The following is a 13,784-nucleotide window of genomic DNA, read 5'->3' on the forward strand; positions in this document are numbered from 1 at the left end:
CATGCCATGAAACCCATGTCCACCTTCGTTCCCGCACCCGTCCCCGCGCGCCGCCGCGCACTGCAATGGGCTGCCGCCGGCCTGGCCGCCGCGGCCAGCGGCCCGCTGTGGGCGCAGCGCCCCACGGCGCTTGAAGTCTGGAAGGACGCCAGTTGCGGCTGCTGCCACGACTGGATCGCGCACATGCAGCAAAACGGCTTTGCCGTGACGGCGCACGACACCGGCAACAATGCCGTTCGCGCGCGTCTGGGGCTGGCGGCCAAGTACGGCTCGTGCCACACCGCGCTGGTGGGCGGCTACGTGGTCGAGGGTCATGTGGCGGCCGCCGAAGTACGACGCCTGCTGCGCGAAAAACCGCAGGCTCTGGGCTTGGCCGTGCCCGGCATGCCGGTGGGATCGCCCGGCATGGACGGGCCCGAATACAAGGGACGGCGCGACAAATACGACACCTTGCTGGTGCTGCGCGACGGATCCAGCCAGGTGTTTCAGCGTCACGGCTGAAACCCCGCAGGCCGTTAGGAAACCGGATACATGAAGCGCCGTGACCAGGGCAGGCTGGCGGCGCTTTGCCCGGCGCGTCGGCACAGCACCTGAAACAGCGAAATCTCGTCGTGCTCGAAGGCCCACTGGCAGCCGACCAGGTACATGCGCCAGATGCGCCATTTCTTGTCGTCCACCAGCGTTTTCAGGTGCTCGCCCTTGGCCTCGAAGGTCTCGCTCCAGCATTGCAGGGTGCGCGCGTAGTGGCGGCGCAGGCTCTCGGCGTCCACCGGCTCCAGGCCGCCGCGCTGCAGGGTGGACATGATGGTGCTGATGTGCGGCAGCTCGCCGTGCGGAAACACGTAGCGCTCGATGAACGTGCCCCCGCCGTGGCTGGTCTCGCCATTGTCGGCGTCGGTGGAGGTGATGCCGTGGTTCAGCGCCCAGCCGCCGGGCGCCAGGCGGTCGTGGATGATGCGAAAGTAGGACTCCAGGTTCTTCAGCCCCACGTGCTCGCACATGCCCACGCTGCTGATGCGGTCGAAGCTGTCCTTCACCTCGCGATAGTCCTGCAGGCGGATTTCAATGCGGTCTTGCAGGCCGGCGGCCTTGACGCGCTCGGTGGCCAGGTCGAACTGGTTTTGCGACAGCGTGATGCCCACGCACTGCGCGCCCCATTTTTGCGCCGCACGCAGCACCAGGCCGCCCCAGCCGCAGCCGATGTCCAGCAGGCGTTGGCCGGGCTCGATGCGCAGCTTGGTCAGGATGTGGTCGATCTTCTTTTCTTGCGCCACGGCCAGCGTTTCGTCGCCGTTTTCGAAGTACGCGCACGAATACAGCATGGCCGGGTCCAGCCACTGGGCGTAGAAGGCGTTGGACACGTCGTAGTGGTAGTGGATCGCGCCGCGGTCCTCGGTCTTGCTGTGGTGCTGGGTTTGCACCACCCGGCGCACGATGCGCCCGGCCCAGCCCGGCGTGCTGCTGCTGGCGCCCGAGGCGGCCAGCTGGTGGGCGATGTCGATGATGTCCTGCACCGAGCCCGTCACGTCCAGGTGGCCTTCGACGTAGGCCTCGCCCAGGCTGTCCAGCGAGGGCGTGAGCAGCGCGCTGGCGCCCTTGGCATCCTGCACGTCCAGCGTCACGCGCGGCTGATCGAACTGCCCCAGTTTCAAACCCGTTCCCCCCTTCCAGCGCACCAGCACGGGCACATCCAGGTGCGTGCGCAGGCGGTCGGCCCAGTGCTTGAGGGATGCGTCGATGGCGGAAGAGGGTGACCAGTTCATCGTGCGTGGACTCCTTCACGGGGGCGGCGCAAGCGGTTTGTTGGAGGTGCCTGGCCGCGGGTTTCAGACGGGTCCAAAATTACCATGCTTGCGCGACATTTGCAGTCGGACGTCACCGACAATGGCGGCACGCGGTGTGCGCGGGCGCCCCCGCGTGTGGAACCTTGGCGCACGCGCGCGCTCTGACCCCATTGCCCTTGACTTGCCCATGTCCGTTTTGCGATCGATTCTCCGGGTTTGGTTTGCTGCAATCCTTGTAGCTGCCGGCGCTTTACCCATGGGCGCAGCAGCCCAGATCGGCCAAAAATCCGAGATGCACACCGAGCAGGTGCAGGCCCGCCTGCTGGCCTGGGCGCCGCAGGGGGTGCCCGCCGGCGCGCAGGCGACCGGCCAGCCGGGCACCGTGTGGGTGGGCCTGCAGCTCACGCATCAGCCGCACTGGCACACCTACTGGAAGAACTCGGGCGACTCGGGCCTGCCGACCGATTTGCAGTGGACGCTGCCCCCCGGCGTGCTGGCCGGCGACATCGCCTGGCCGATCCCCAAGAAAATCCCCATCGGCAGCCTGGCCAACTACGGCTACGAAGGCACGGTGCTGCTGCCCGTGCCGCTCATCATCACGCCCGAATACAAGCCTGGCCCGCTGGTCGACGCCATGGACATCGGCCTGAAGGCCAGCTGGCTGGTGTGCCGCCAGGAGTGCATCCCGCAGGAAGGCGAGATGGCGCTGCGCCTGCCGCTGCGCAGCTCCACTGCGCTGGACGGTCCGGCCTTCGAGGCAGCGCTGAGGGCCCAGCCCGCCGATTTGAGCGGCGCGCAGGCCGCGCAAGTCGAGGGCGAGCGGCTGCACCTGCGCGTGTCTGGCCTGCCCGAATCGGTGCGCGGCCAGTCGCTGGAGCTCTTTCCCGAAACGCCCAATGTCGTGCTGACCGCCGCCACCGCGGGCGACACGCCCGGCCCGCGCACCTGGGTGCAGCGCTGGGACGGTGCGGTCTGGACGGCCGATGTGCCCCTGTCGCCCGAGCGCGCCGACAGCCCGGCGGACATGGCCTTCGTCCTGACGGCCGGTCAGCAGGGCTGGCGCCTGGACGCGCCGGTCACCGGCACCTGGCCCGCCCTGGCGCCGGTGGCCGGCATGTCCCCGGCGCTGGAGGCCGCGCTGTCCGCCAACGCCGCCGCCCGGGCCGCGCCGCCGCCGCAGGCCGTGCCGCCCGGCACCTTCGCCTGGGCGCTGCTGGGCGCTTTGCTGGGTGGGCTGGTGCTCAACCTGATGCCCTGCGTGTTTCCCATCCTGGCCATCAAGGTGCTGGGGTTTGCACGGCACGGCGCCGACCGGCGCGCGCATCGCGTCGGCGGCCTGGCGTACAGCGCCGGGGTGGTGCTGTCCTTTCTGGCGCTGGGGGCGTTGATGCTGGCGCTGCGCGCGGCCGGCCAGCAACTGGGCTGGGGCTTTCAGCTGCAGTCGCCCGCGGTGGTGGCGTTGCTCGCGGCGCTGTTCACCGTCATCGGGCTGAACCTGGCCGGGGTGTTCGAGTTCGGGCAATTTCTGCCCAGCCGCGTCGCCACGCTGGAGTTCAGCCATCCAGCGCTCAATGCCGGCCTGTCCGGCGTGCTGGCCGTGGCCGTGGCCTCGCCCTGCACGGCGCCGTTCATGGGCGCCTCGCTGGGCCTGGCCGTGGGCTTGCCGCCGGCGCAGGCGCTGGCGGTGTTCGCCGCCATCGGTGCCGGCATGGCCTTGCCCTACCTGGCCGCCAGTTGGTGGCCGGCGGTCGCGCGCATCCTGCCCCGGCCCGGCGCGTGGATGGACGTGTTCAAGAAGTTCATGGCGTTTCCCATGTTCGGCACTGCCGTGTGGCTTTTGTGGGTGCTGGGCCAGCAAAGCGGCATCGACGGCGCCGCGGCGCTGCTGGCGCTGCTGGTGCTGCTGGCCTTTGCGCTGTGGGCGCTGGGCCTGGCCGGGCGTGCGCGCTGGACCGTTGGGGCGCTGGCTGCACTGCTGGCGGTGTTGGCGCTGCCCGGCCTGATGCCCCACGTCGTGGCGCCCGCGCCGGCGGCCTCGGCGGGCACGGCGCAGGCGGACGGGCGCTGGCAGCCGTGGTCGGCCGCGCGCGTGCAGACCCTGCTGGCCGAGGGCAAGCCGGTGTTCGTGGACTACACCGCCGCCTGGTGCGTGACCTGCCAGTACAACAAGAAAACGACCTTGGCCAACACCGAGGTGCTGGCGGCCATGGATGCCGCCCGCGTGCAAACCTTGCGCGCCGACTGGACGCGCCGCGACGCCGCCATCAGCGCCGAGCTGCAGAAGCTGGGCCGCAGCGGCGTGCCGGTGTATGTGCTGCTGGCGCCGGGGCGCTCGCCGGTGGTGTTCAGCGAGGTGCTCAGCGCGGCCGATGTCAAGGACGCGCTGGCGGCGCTGAAGTCGTAGCGCCGGCTGCGGCATCCCGGTCATCCGTGACGCGGGGTGCCAACCGCAGGCCATGAACCCCAAAGAGCCGAACGGCCGCGGAGCCGGCCAAGCCCGCGATCGCCATGGCCGGGGTGTCCCCGGTCACTGGCGATGCCCCTTCCAGGCGGCTGAGGTCTGCGGCTCCAGACCTGCCTGCGCAGGTCTGGACAGACCGAAGGGCCGCCACCTCTGGCGGCGAGCACCAGGGCGCAACATCGCGAAGCGAGTGGAGGCTGGGGGTGTTTGGTTTCAGACCACGGTCAGCGTGACGTCGATGTTGCCGCGCGTGGCGTTGGAGTAGGGGCACACCTGGTGCGCCGCCTGCACCAGGCTTTCGGCGGCGGCGCGCTCCATGCCCGGCAGGCTGATGCGCATGCGCACCGCGATGCCGAAGGCGTTGGGGATCGGCCCCAGGTCCACCTCGGCGTCGATCGCCAGGTCGGCCGGCAGTGCGGTCTTGGTGCGGGCTGCGACGGCCTTCATGGCACCGATGAAGCAGGCCGAATAGCCGGCGGCAAACAATTGCTCGGGATTGGTGCCGGTGCCGCTGGTGCCGGGCGAGCTGAGCTTGACGTCCAGCCGGCCGTCGTCGGTGCGCGAGGCGCCGTCGCGCCCGCCGGTGGTGTGGGCATGGGCGGTGTACAGGACTTTGTCGAGCGGGGTGGGCATGGATGTTCCTTTTGTGACCACGGATGATGGACGTTGCGTGCCCGCTCACAGGAGCAGGTCGCGCCGGCTCCATGATGCAGTGTTTTGGCGGGACGTGTCAGCGCCCGCTGAACCGGGCCGGGCGTTTTTCGATGAAGGCGCGCACGCCTTCGGCGGCATCCTCGCTGCTCGCCAGCACCTTTTGCACCGGGATGAAGTCGGCCACGGCGGCGGCCTGGCCCAGCTCGATGGCTTTCAGCACGTTCAGGCGCGTGGCCACCACGGCGGCCGGGGCTTGGGCGGCAATTCGCCGGGCCAGTTCCAGAGCGGTGCCCATCAGCTCGGCCGCGGGCACCACCTTCTGCACGAAGTTGCAGCGCAGCGCCTCGGCGCTGTCGAACACGTCGGCCGTGAGCAGGTGCAGCAAGGCGTTGCCGACACCGGCGCGCTCGGGCATGCGCAGCGTGGCGCCGCCGGTGGCCATGATGCAGCGCTGCACCTCCATCTGCGAGAAGCGGCAGTCGTCGGCCGCCACCACGATGTCGGCGCCCAGCATCAGCTCGATGCCCACGGTGTAGCAAATGCCCTTGACCGCCGCGATCATGGGCTTTTGCCGGCGCCGGTAGCCCGGCATGCCATAGTCGTAGGGCTCCACCAGGCCGGCGGGTGTGAGACGCTCGCCGCTTTGCAGGTATTGGGCCACCACCGGCAAGTCCAGCCCGGCGGTGAAGTGATCGCCAAAGGCGTGCAGCACGCCCACCCGCAGCGCGCTCTCGTCGTCCAGGCGGGTGTAGGCCTCGGCCAGCTGGCGGAACATGGCGGGCGTCCAGCCGTTGCGCTTGGCCGGGCGGTTGATGCCGATCAGCAGGATGTGTCCGTCGACGACCTGGGTGTCGATGCAGCCCTCGGGCGGCGGGGTGGTGGCGGTGGGGGTCATGGGCTGGGTCCGGTTGAATCAAGGCATCCAGCTTATCCAGTCATGCGCTCACGCGCCGTCGCCTTGGCGCCACGACGGCTGTTGCTTGCCTCGCGCGGGGCGCAACGCGCGCTCAATAGTGGTACACGCCGCGCCCCGTCTTGCGACCCAGGTGGCCGGCGGCCACGTATTCGCGCAGCAGCGGGCAGGGACGGTACTTGCTGTCGCCAAACTGCTCCAGGTACACCTCCATCACGGCCAGGCATACGTCCAGGCCGATCATGTCGGCCAGGGCCAGCGGGCCGATGGGGTGGTTGCAGCCCAGGCGCATGCCGGCGTCGATGTCCTCGGGCGTGGCCAGGCCCTCGGCCAGCACGAAGAAGGCCTCGTTGATCATCGGCACCAGGATGCGGTTGACGACGAAGCCGGGCGCGTTCTTGACCGTGATGGGCGACTTGCCCAGGCGCACCGCCAACTCCTTGACGGCGTCGTGCGTGGCGTCCGACGTTTGCAGGCCGCGGATGACTTCCACCAGCGCCATCATCGGCACGGGGTTGAAGAAGTGCATGCCGACAAAGCGGTCGGGGCGCTGGGTGGCGGCCGCCAGTTGCGTGATCGAGATCGACGAGGTGTTGCTGGCGACGATGACCTCGGGCGCCAGCAGGGTGTCGAGCTGTTTGAGAATCTTGTTCTTGAGCTCGTGGTTCTCGGTGGTGGCCTCGATCACCAACTGCGCGCCCTTCAGGTCGTCGTAGTTCGTGCTGCCCTGGATGCGGCCCAGCGCGGCGGTTTTGTCGGCCTCGGTGATCTTTTCCTTTTGCAGCAGGCGATCCAGACTCTTGCCGATGGTGACCAGGCCCTTGTCCACCGCCGCTTGGGCAATGTCGACCATGACGACGTTGATGCCCGAGACGGCGCAGGCCTGCGCGATGCCATTGCCCATGGTGCCTGCGCCCACGACGCCGACGGTGCTGATGTTCATAGGGTTTTCCAGTAGAGACTTGTTGACAAAACCATCAATGGTAACGGGCGCGCGCCGGCAAAATGCCGGCCACGACAAAGTTGGGAGACCCAAGCCCATGGACTACGTGATCGTCGGCGCCGGCTCGGCCGGCTGCGTGCTGGCTGCGCGCCTGACGGAAGACCCGGATGTGCAGGTCACGCTGCTGGAGGCGGGCCCGCCCGACGCCAGCGTGCTGATCCATTGCCCCGCCGGGCTGGCGCTGCTGGCCAAGCTGGGGCGTGCCAACTGGGCCTTTCAGACCGTGCCGCAGCCGGGGCTGAACGGGCGGCGGGGCTACCAGCCGCGCGGCAAGGTGCTGGGCGGATCCAGTTCGGTCAACGCCATGATTTACATGCGCGGCGTGCCGCAGGACTACGACGGCTGGGCTGCCGAGGGCAACATTGGCTGGTGCTGGGACGAGGTGCTGCCGTGGTTCAAGCGCGCCGAGCACAACGAGCGCGGCGCGGATGCCTGGCACGGCACGGGCGGGCCGCTCAACGTGATGGACCTGTGCGACCCCAACCCCTTTGCCCGCGCCTTCGTCGAGGCCGGCGTGCAGGCGGGACAGGTGCACAACCCCGACTTCAACGGTCGCACGCAAGAGGGCGTGGGCCTGTACCAGGTCACGCACAAGGGGGGCGAGCGCTGCTCGGTGGCCAAGGGCTATCTCACGCCCAACCGCGCGCGGCCCAACCTGCATGTGCTGACCGGCGCGCAGGCCACGCGCGTGCTGATCGAGCAGGGGCGCGCCGTGGGCGTGGCCTATGTGCAGGATGGGCAGGAGCACACCGTGCGCGCCGAGCGCGAGGTGATCCTGAGCGCCGGCGCCTTCCAGTCGCCGCAGCTGCTGATGCTGTCGGGCATCGGTCCGGCCGATCATTTGCGCCAGCACGGCATCGACGTGGCGCTGGACCTGCCCGGCGTGGGCGCGCACCTGCACGACCACCCCGACGTGGTGCAGGTGTGGGACGTGCCCGGTGCGCACGAGCTGTTCGGCCTGTCATGGGCCGGCGTGCGCCGCACCTGGGGCGACGTGCAGCGCTGGCGGCGCGAGCGGCGCGGGCCGCTGACCACCAACTTTGCCGAGGCGGGCGGCTTCATCAAGAGCGACGCCGACGAGGCCGTGCCCGATTTGCAACTGCATTTCGTCGTCGGCAAGCTGGTGGACCATGGGCGCGCCACGGTGTTTGGCCACGGATTTTCGTGCCACGTGTGCGTGCTGCGGCCCAAGAGCCGCGGCAGCGTGCGCCTGGCCAGCCGCGACCCGCTGGCCGCGCCGCTGATCGACCCGGCGTTTTTGCAAGAAGGCGACGATGTGCGCCGGCTCGTCAAGGGCTTCAGGCAGATGCGCGAGATCCTGAGCCAGCCGGCCCTGGCGCGCCACGGTGGGCGCGAAAAGTCCGCGGCCGTGCGCAGCGACGCCGAGATCGAGGCCTTCATCCGCCAGCACGCCGACACCATCTATCACCCCGTCGGCACCTGCCGCATGGGCAAGGGGCCGATGGACGTGGTGGACGACCGGCTGCGCGTGCGCGGCATCGAACGCCTGCGCGTGGTCGATGCCTCGGTCATGCCCAGCGTGCCGGGGGGCAACACCAATGCGCCGGTCGTCATGGTGGCGGAGAAGGCCGCCAGCATGATCCGCCGCGCTTAAGATATTTTGAGGATTGCGCTAAGCGATTTTTAGCAGCGCGAACGGCGTGTCGTTTCTACAGTCACGGTGCGGGGCAAATGGGTTGTCCCCAAACACCAAGGAAGCATTCATGCACGTCAATCCAGAGGAAATCACGGCGCTGGCCCAGGCCGAAGCGGTCGCGCCGCGCTACGACATTTACGTTCTTATCCACAAGGCGTTGCGCGCCTACATGGTCGACACGCTGCTCGCCGTGGGCCAGCTCGACGTCGACGATGAGGCCGCGCTGGTGCAGGCGACCCAGCGTGTCACCGAGCTGCTGGCGTTCTGCCGCTCTCACCTGATGCACGAGAACCATTTCATCCATCCGGCGATGGAGCGGCACGCCGCCGGCAGCAGCCAGGCTATTGCCGCCGATCACGTGGACCACGAGCGCGCCATCGACGCGTTGGGCGCCGTCGTGCAGGCGCTGGCATGCTGTCCGCCGTCGGCGCGAGGGCGGATGGCACGGGCGCTCTACCAGCAGTTGGCACTGTTTGTGGCGCACAACTTCGAGCACATGCATCAGGAGGAAACCGCACACAACGCTGTGCTGTGGGCACACTACCGCGACGAGGAGATTGTTGCCATCGAGAGCGCAATCCATGCCAGCCTCGAACCCGATGAAGCCATGCTGTGCATGCGCTGGATGCTGCCCAACCTGGCGCCCGCCGAGCGTGCCCTGGTGCTGACCGACCTGCGTGCCCAAGCGCCGGCGCCGGTGTTCGACGCAGTGCTGGCGCTGGTGCGCCCGCAGCTGTCGGCGCTGCAGTGGGGCCGGCTGGCGCGGGATCTGGCGTTGGACGACACCGCTCAGGCCAGCGCCTGAGCGAGCGGTCGTCACGGGCCAGCGGTTATGCCAGGCCTTCTTCCAGCTGCACCGGCGCGTCCAGACACAGGCGCACGCGCCCGCGGCCGGCCTTTTCCAGGCGAATGCCAGTGCGGCTTTCCTGCAGGCGCCGTTGCAGCAGCAGCAGGCGCGCCTCCAGGTTGTCGGCCACGTCGGGCAGGCACAGGCTGCGGTCCAGGCGCAGCTCGCGGTTGCTGAACTCCGTGCGGCCACTTGCGGCGTGTTCGCGCAGCAGCTTGCACAGGATGGCGCCGGCCACACCCTTGATCAGGTAGGCGTCGTTGACGAACACGCTGCCATTGGCGGCGAAGTGGCGCACGCGCAGGGGCCGACCTTCGGGCGGCTCGGCCCAGGCGGCTGGGGGTGCGGCCTCTGGTGCGTCGTCGGGGCCTTGCAGCAGATCGATGGCGGCCGCCAACTGGCCGGCCAGTGCCATCAGCGCGTCTTCCTCGGGGTAGCGGAATTGCAGGTCCAGCAGGCTTTCGACAAACAGCACGCCCAGCGTGCGCCCGCAACTGATCAGCGGAACCGCCAGCTGGCTGTGCGGCTCGGCCAGGCCGGGGTAGGGAATCTCGGGGCCGGGTGGGGCGTCACCGGCTTCCAGGCTGTTGCGCAGGGTGTGGTTGTAGAGCGCCGCGTGCGTCACGTGGCCAATGCGCACTGGCGTAGCCTCGCGCGCGGCCACACCGATCACGCCCTGGCCCAGGCGGATCTCCGAGCCCACGCCCGACGACGGGTAGCCGCAGCTGGCCACGGTGTAGAGCTGGCCGGCGGGTGCGTCCAGCATCAGCACCATGGCGTGCTGGATGGTGAAGTGCTCGCGCAGGCCGGCCAGCAGCGCCTGCAGCAGCTCGTCGAGCGTGGCACAGCGCGCCAAGCGCTGACTGCACAGGCGCAGCGCGCCCAGGAGGTCGGCACGCGGCGGCGCGGGCGGCAGACCTTCGCCGGGCAGGGGCTCGATGCGCTCGACGGCGTAGACGTCCGAGCCCTTGAGCGCGAATACCTCGGCCATGCCTTCGTGCGAGGCAATGCCTGCCAGCTGGGCCTTCATGCGCTCGAACAGCGCACCGGTGGTTTCGGTGCGCAGGTAGCGCAGATGCAGGCGAAAGTAACGCGCCGTCACCGGGTCCATCACGAGCACCGTGGCGCAGGGGTTGGCCAGGATGTTCTGGCGCGTCTTGTTGAAGAACTGGAAGGACAGGGCGACGTGGCGCTCGTCCACATAGAACACCTGCGACAGATAGGCCACGTTGGGCGTGCCGTCGGCGGCGCAGGTGGCCGTAATGGCCGGGAGCACGCCTTCGAGGCAGGCGCGGATGGAGCGCAGGCTGGGCCCGTCGTTCATGGCGCGCCTCGCGCGGGCAAGGGGGTGCCGGCGCGTGCACCGGGCGTTTGATCGAACGCGGCCTCGGGGGTGAATTCGACCGCAACCAGGTCGCCGGGCAGCACTGAGAACGCGGCCGCGACGTAGTCGGGCACAAAACCCAGTTGTCCCAGGTTGTTCTGCATGACCACCCGGTAGCGTCGCAGTGCCGCCTGATCGCTCGGCTCGACGGCGCGGATGCGCACGCCGCTTGCCTTGAGTTGCACCGTGCGGTTGGTCGGCGGGTGGCTGAACACAACGGCAATGGGGCCGCCGGCCGCCAGATCGTCCAGCAGAGGCTGGGCCTGACTGGGTCGCAGGTAGACCGTGATTCGCGTGCCGTCGGCGCTGATGCACGAGCCCATGCCGCGCATGAGGCTGGGGCGCAGCTGCGCATCGCGCGAGGCGACGATGACGGACACACCCGAGTCGATCAGGGCGATGTGCTCCGGGCTCAGATGGGCGGTCATGGTCTGGCCGGAATTCTATGGGGATGCGGCGGCGTTGGCACGCGAAATCCGCGGCGCGGGGCGGGCGTGCCCGGCGGCTTTCATAATGCATGGCCCCGTGCCCGCCGCCCCATGACGACGCCCACTTTCTCTTCCGCCGCCGAGCGCCAGCGCCAGTGGCATGCGCTGGGCATGCTGTGCGGGCTGGGCCTGGGACTGGCACCGGTCGCGCCCCAGCTGTGCGCCGTGCTGCGTGCGCTGGTGGGCGCGGATGCGGCGGCGCTGTTCTGGCTGGATGCCGAAGGGCGGCCCGAGGGCTTTTTTCACGAGGACTCGCCGGCCGCGGCGCAGGACCTGTTTCTCAACGAATTCGAGCGCCTGTTTGCCGGCCCGAGCGAGATCAACGTCCACACCCTGGCGCGCGCCGATGGTCCGCGCATCGGCCGTCTGCTGGCGCCGGGGGCGCGCTACTTCCGCTCCAACTCCTTCAACCTGCTGGTGCGCGCCAGCGGCCACCGGCACACGCTGGACCTGCGGGTGGAGGTGCAGGGCCGCACGCGCGCCATCGCCATGCTGTTTCGCGCACCGGGCACGGCCTTTGCCGCCGGCGACGCCGCCACGCTGGAGCGTGCCGCGGGCTGGCTGGCGCGCGCCTTCGAGCGCTCGCATGCCGCCTGGTCCGGCGACGCCCACGGCGCCGGCCCGGTCGGCCATGTGGTGCTGGACGGCGAGGGCCGCCGCCCCCTGTTCGCGGACGAGGCGGCCGTGCAGTTGCTGCGCCAGGCCAACCTGCCGGGGCTGGGCCTGCGCGCCGCTGCCCAGCCGGCGCTGCCGGGCGACCTGCCCCGGCGCTTGGGCGTGGCGCAGGCGGGGCTGACCGCGCGCCTGGCCGTGCCGGGGGGCTGGCTGGCGGCGCAGCGCCGCACGCTGCACCCGCTGGCTGGCGGCGCGGCGCAGCACCTGGTGACGCTGCAGCGGCAGCACCCGCGCAGCGTGGCGGTGGTGCAGCGCGTGCTGGCGCTGCCGCTGTCGCCGCTGCAGCGCGACATCGCCCTGCTGGCCGGCCTGGGCCATGCGCGCGCCGACAGCCATCGCCTGGCCGGCGTGGGCGAAGCGGCCTTGAAGAAGCACCTGCGCGCCATCTTTGCCGCCACCCAGGCCAGCGACTGGGATGAACTGCGGCGCCGGCTGCAAGAAAATCAAGATGAATCGGGCGATGACGCTTGACCAGCAAGCGCAACCAGCTATTGATTTTGTAGTTTGTCGGGGGCCAGCAGCAACAGCCGGGCGACCAGGGCCACCAGGTCCTGCTGGCGCGCGGCGCCGGTCTTGAGCAGCAGCGCGCTGAGCTGCGTGCGCACGGTGCGGATGCGCACGCGGCGGGCGTCGGCAAAGTCCTGCGGCGTCTGGCCGCGCAGCAGGGCGCGCAGCAACGCGGTTTCGGCAGGGCTCAGCCGCCAGGCCTGGCGCGCCAGCGCGGCGGCGGCGGCGCCGTCGTGCGCGCGCTCCAGCAGCACGCAGGCCACGCCGGCAGCCGCATGGTGCAGGCCCAGCGCGCCCAGTTCGCCCAGCGCCAGCGTCACCAGCAGCAGGCCGCCCGGCAGCTCGGCGCAGCCGCTGTCGCCGCGCAGCGCCTGCGCGAACAGGGCGTGCGTGGTCGCATCAGCCTGCACCCGGCCGGCCAGCAGCGGGCGCAGCGCGGCGTGTTCGCGGCGCGCGGCCAGGGCGCGCGCGCGCGGGTTGGCGTGCAGCAGCCGCCCGCCGGCGTCCAGAAACAGCAGGCCCACCGGCAGCCGCTCCATCAGCGTCTCCAGCCCTTGGGTGCGCGCGCGCAGCGCCAGCATTTCGCGGTGCAGGAAGGCCGCTTGCTGCACGGCGCCGAACTCGGCCTGAAAGCGGTGCGTCTGCTCGGGCGTGAACCCCTCGTCGCCGCGCAGGCGGTACACCGATGCGAACAGATTGCCCACCGGGTGGCGCGCCCCTCGGCTGCCGCCGAACATGCGTGCGCCGATGCCGTGCGGGCGCAGGAAGTCGTTGTAGAACCCGGCGTGGCAGGTGCGCCGTCCCGCTGGCAGGTCGGTGACGACCCAGGTGCCGCCGGGGCCGGCCTGCGCATAGCCTTGCATCGCAGCATCCCACAGCGGGTCCAACTCGCGGTAGTGCTGGGCATAGCACTGCGTGGCCTCGGGCGTCACCCCGCGCCCGACCAGCGCGGGCGTGCCGTCGGCCGACGGCGACTGCAGCCAGTAGCGCGGGTCGGGGTGGGCGGCAAAGTCGGCGCCGCGCTGCGCCAGTTGCTCGGGCCCGCTGGCCAGCACGAACCAGCCCACCTGGTCGGCGCCCAAGCTGGCGGCGTAGCCGTGCAGCGACGCATCCCAGCGCGCTTCGTCGGCAACGGCGCCCAGCAGATCGATCAAGGCGGGGTGCATGCGAATCCTTCGTCCGGCCGGGTGCCCGCGGCGGCCCGGCAAAGGTGCGATTGTTGGGCGGCACCTCGCCGCGCGCCATTCCCCCGCGGGATACCACCGCCCGGCCGGCCCGCAGGCGCACATCGTCGGTCAGGTGACCGATAGGCAGGCGGCGCGGCGCTTCCTACAGTTGCCGCACCGGGTCACGGCGGGTCTGCGCACGCCGCGACCGCACCCAACCTTCCCTTTGCAGCCCTTCACGCCTT

12 protein-coding genes are annotated in these 13,784 nt (G+C 70.2%); 5 read left to right on the forward strand and 7 right to left on the reverse strand.

Annotation, left to right across the window (positions count from 1 at the left end):
* Nucleotides 1-15 precede the first annotated feature (15 nt).
* Entirely contained in the window at nt 16-501 is a 486-nt protein-coding gene (locus U1F38_RS00805; RefSeq protein ID WP_409985152.1) for a DUF411 domain-containing protein, read from the forward strand.
* Between the two features lie 14 nt (nt 502-515).
* Here the strand turns inward: U1F38_RS00805 and U1F38_RS00810 are convergent, their stop codons facing one another.
* Nucleotides 516-1,763 carry a class I SAM-dependent methyltransferase gene (locus U1F38_RS00810; RefSeq protein ID WP_409985153.1) on the reverse strand — a complete coding sequence of 416 codons (1,248 nt, stop codon included), beginning with the start codon at nt 1,761-1,763 and terminating at the stop codon, nt 516-518.
* A 208-nt stretch (nt 1,764-1,971) separates the two neighbouring features.
* Here U1F38_RS00810 and U1F38_RS00815 point away from each other — a divergent pair, with 208 nt between their 5' ends.
* Entirely contained in the window at nt 1,972-4,188 is a 2,217-nt protein-coding gene (locus U1F38_RS00815; RefSeq protein WP_409985154.1) for a protein-disulfide reductase DsbD family protein, read from the forward strand.
* Nucleotides 4,189-4,458: 270 nt separating this feature from the next.
* Here U1F38_RS00815 and U1F38_RS00820 read toward each other — a convergent pair whose 3' ends face one another.
* The 3 genes from U1F38_RS00820 to U1F38_RS00830 form a co-directional block, all read right to left on the reverse strand.
* Nucleotides 4,459-4,878, reverse strand: coding sequence for an organic hydroperoxide resistance protein (locus tag U1F38_RS00820; RefSeq protein ID WP_409985155.1), 420 nt, complete (start codon nt 4,876-4,878; stop codon nt 4,459-4,461).
* Nucleotides 4,879-4,975: 97 nt separating this feature from the next.
* A complete protein-coding gene (locus U1F38_RS00825) occupies nt 4,976-5,794 on the reverse strand; it encodes a crotonase/enoyl-CoA hydratase family protein (protein WP_409985156.1) in 819 nt (272 codons plus the stop codon).
* Between the two features lie 112 nt (nt 5,795-5,906).
* Complete coding sequence (locus U1F38_RS00830; RefSeq protein ID WP_409985157.1) at nt 5,907-6,755, reverse strand: 3-hydroxybutyryl-CoA dehydrogenase; 849 nt, start codon at nt 6,753-6,755, stop codon at nt 5,907-5,909.
* A gap of 97 nt (nt 6,756-6,852) precedes the next feature.
* On the opposite strand from U1F38_RS00830, the gene U1F38_RS00835 reads away from it, so the two are divergent.
* Nucleotides 6,853-8,430, forward strand: coding sequence for a GMC family oxidoreductase (locus U1F38_RS00835; protein WP_409985158.1), 1,578 nt, complete (start codon nt 6,853-6,855; stop codon nt 8,428-8,430).
* Nucleotides 8,431-8,539: 109 nt separating this feature from the next.
* On the forward strand, nt 8,540-9,277 hold the full coding sequence (locus U1F38_RS00840; protein ID WP_409985159.1) for a hemerythrin domain-containing protein: 738 nt from the start codon (nt 8,540-8,542) through the stop codon (nt 9,275-9,277).
* Between the two features lie 25 nt (nt 9,278-9,302).
* Here the strand turns inward: U1F38_RS00840 and U1F38_RS00845 are convergent, their stop codons facing one another.
* Both U1F38_RS00845 and U1F38_RS00850 read right to left on the reverse strand, forming a co-directional pair.
* The gene (locus tag U1F38_RS00845) at nt 9,303-10,643 is read right to left on the reverse strand and encodes a GAF domain-containing protein (protein WP_409985160.1); all 1,341 of its coding nucleotides are present in this window, start codon (nt 10,641-10,643) and stop codon (nt 9,303-9,305) included.
* Nucleotides 10,640-11,131 (reverse strand): hypothetical protein, encoded by a 492-nt coding sequence (locus U1F38_RS00850; RefSeq protein WP_409985161.1) that lies wholly within the window; start codon nt 11,129-11,131, stop codon nt 10,640-10,642. The genes U1F38_RS00845 and U1F38_RS00850 overlap by 4 nt, the downstream gene beginning before the upstream one ends.
* Nucleotides 11,132-11,242: 111 nt before the next feature.
* On the opposite strand from U1F38_RS00850, the gene U1F38_RS00855 reads away from it, so the two are divergent.
* Nucleotides 11,243-12,337 carry a hypothetical protein gene (locus U1F38_RS00855; protein WP_409985162.1) on the forward strand — a complete coding sequence of 365 codons (1,095 nt, stop codon included), beginning with the start codon at nt 11,243-11,245 and terminating at the stop codon, nt 12,335-12,337.
* 17 nt (nt 12,338-12,354) lie between these two features.
* Here the strand turns inward: U1F38_RS00855 and U1F38_RS00860 are convergent, their stop codons facing one another.
* Entirely contained in the window at nt 12,355-13,539 is a 1,185-nt protein-coding gene (locus U1F38_RS00860; RefSeq protein WP_409985163.1) for a helix-turn-helix transcriptional regulator, read from the reverse strand.
* Between the last annotated feature and the right edge of the window lie 245 nt (nt 13,540-13,784).

This window comes from Ottowia sp. (assembly GCF_046348305.1).
Classification (GTDB): Bacteria; Pseudomonadota; Gammaproteobacteria; order Burkholderiales; family Burkholderiaceae_C; genus Ottowia.

What these genes read in the sequence shown, in the direction of transcription:
- U1F38_RS00850 (WP_409985161.1), bottom strand. Translation starts at nt 11,131, where the DNA reads ATGACCGCCCATCTGAGCCCGGAGCACATCGCCCTGATCGACTCGGGT.
- U1F38_RS00825 (WP_409985156.1), bottom strand. Translation starts at nt 5,794, where the DNA reads ATGACCCCCACCGCCACCACCCCGCCGCCCGAGGGCTGCATCGACACC.
- U1F38_RS00845 (WP_409985160.1), bottom strand. Translation starts at nt 10,643, where the DNA reads ATGAACGACGGGCCCAGCCTGCGCTCCATCCGCGCCTGCCTCGAAGGC.
- U1F38_RS00810 (WP_409985153.1), bottom strand. Translation starts at nt 1,763, where the DNA reads ATGAACTGGTCACCCTCTTCCGCCATCGACGCATCCCTCAAGCACTGG.
- U1F38_RS00860 (WP_409985163.1), bottom strand. Translation starts at nt 13,539, where the DNA reads ATGCACCCCGCCTTGATCGATCTGCTGGGCGCCGTTGCCGACGAAGCG.
- U1F38_RS00805 (WP_409985152.1), top strand. Translation starts at nt 16, where the DNA reads ATGTCCACCTTCGTTCCCGCACCCGTCCCCGCGCGCCGCCGCGCACTG.
- U1F38_RS00815 (WP_409985154.1), top strand. Translation starts at nt 1,972, where the DNA reads ATGTCCGTTTTGCGATCGATTCTCCGGGTTTGGTTTGCTGCAATCCTT.
- U1F38_RS00830 (WP_409985157.1), bottom strand. Translation starts at nt 6,755, where the DNA reads ATGAACATCAGCACCGTCGGCGTCGTGGGCGCAGGCACCATGGGCAAT.
- U1F38_RS00840 (WP_409985159.1), top strand. Translation starts at nt 8,540, where the DNA reads ATGCACGTCAATCCAGAGGAAATCACGGCGCTGGCCCAGGCCGAAGCG.
- U1F38_RS00855 (WP_409985162.1), top strand. Translation starts at nt 11,243, where the DNA reads ATGACGACGCCCACTTTCTCTTCCGCCGCCGAGCGCCAGCGCCAGTGG.
- U1F38_RS00835 (WP_409985158.1), top strand. Translation starts at nt 6,853, where the DNA reads ATGGACTACGTGATCGTCGGCGCCGGCTCGGCCGGCTGCGTGCTGGCT.
- U1F38_RS00820 (WP_409985155.1), bottom strand. Translation starts at nt 4,878, where the DNA reads ATGCCCACCCCGCTCGACAAAGTCCTGTACACCGCCCATGCCCACACC.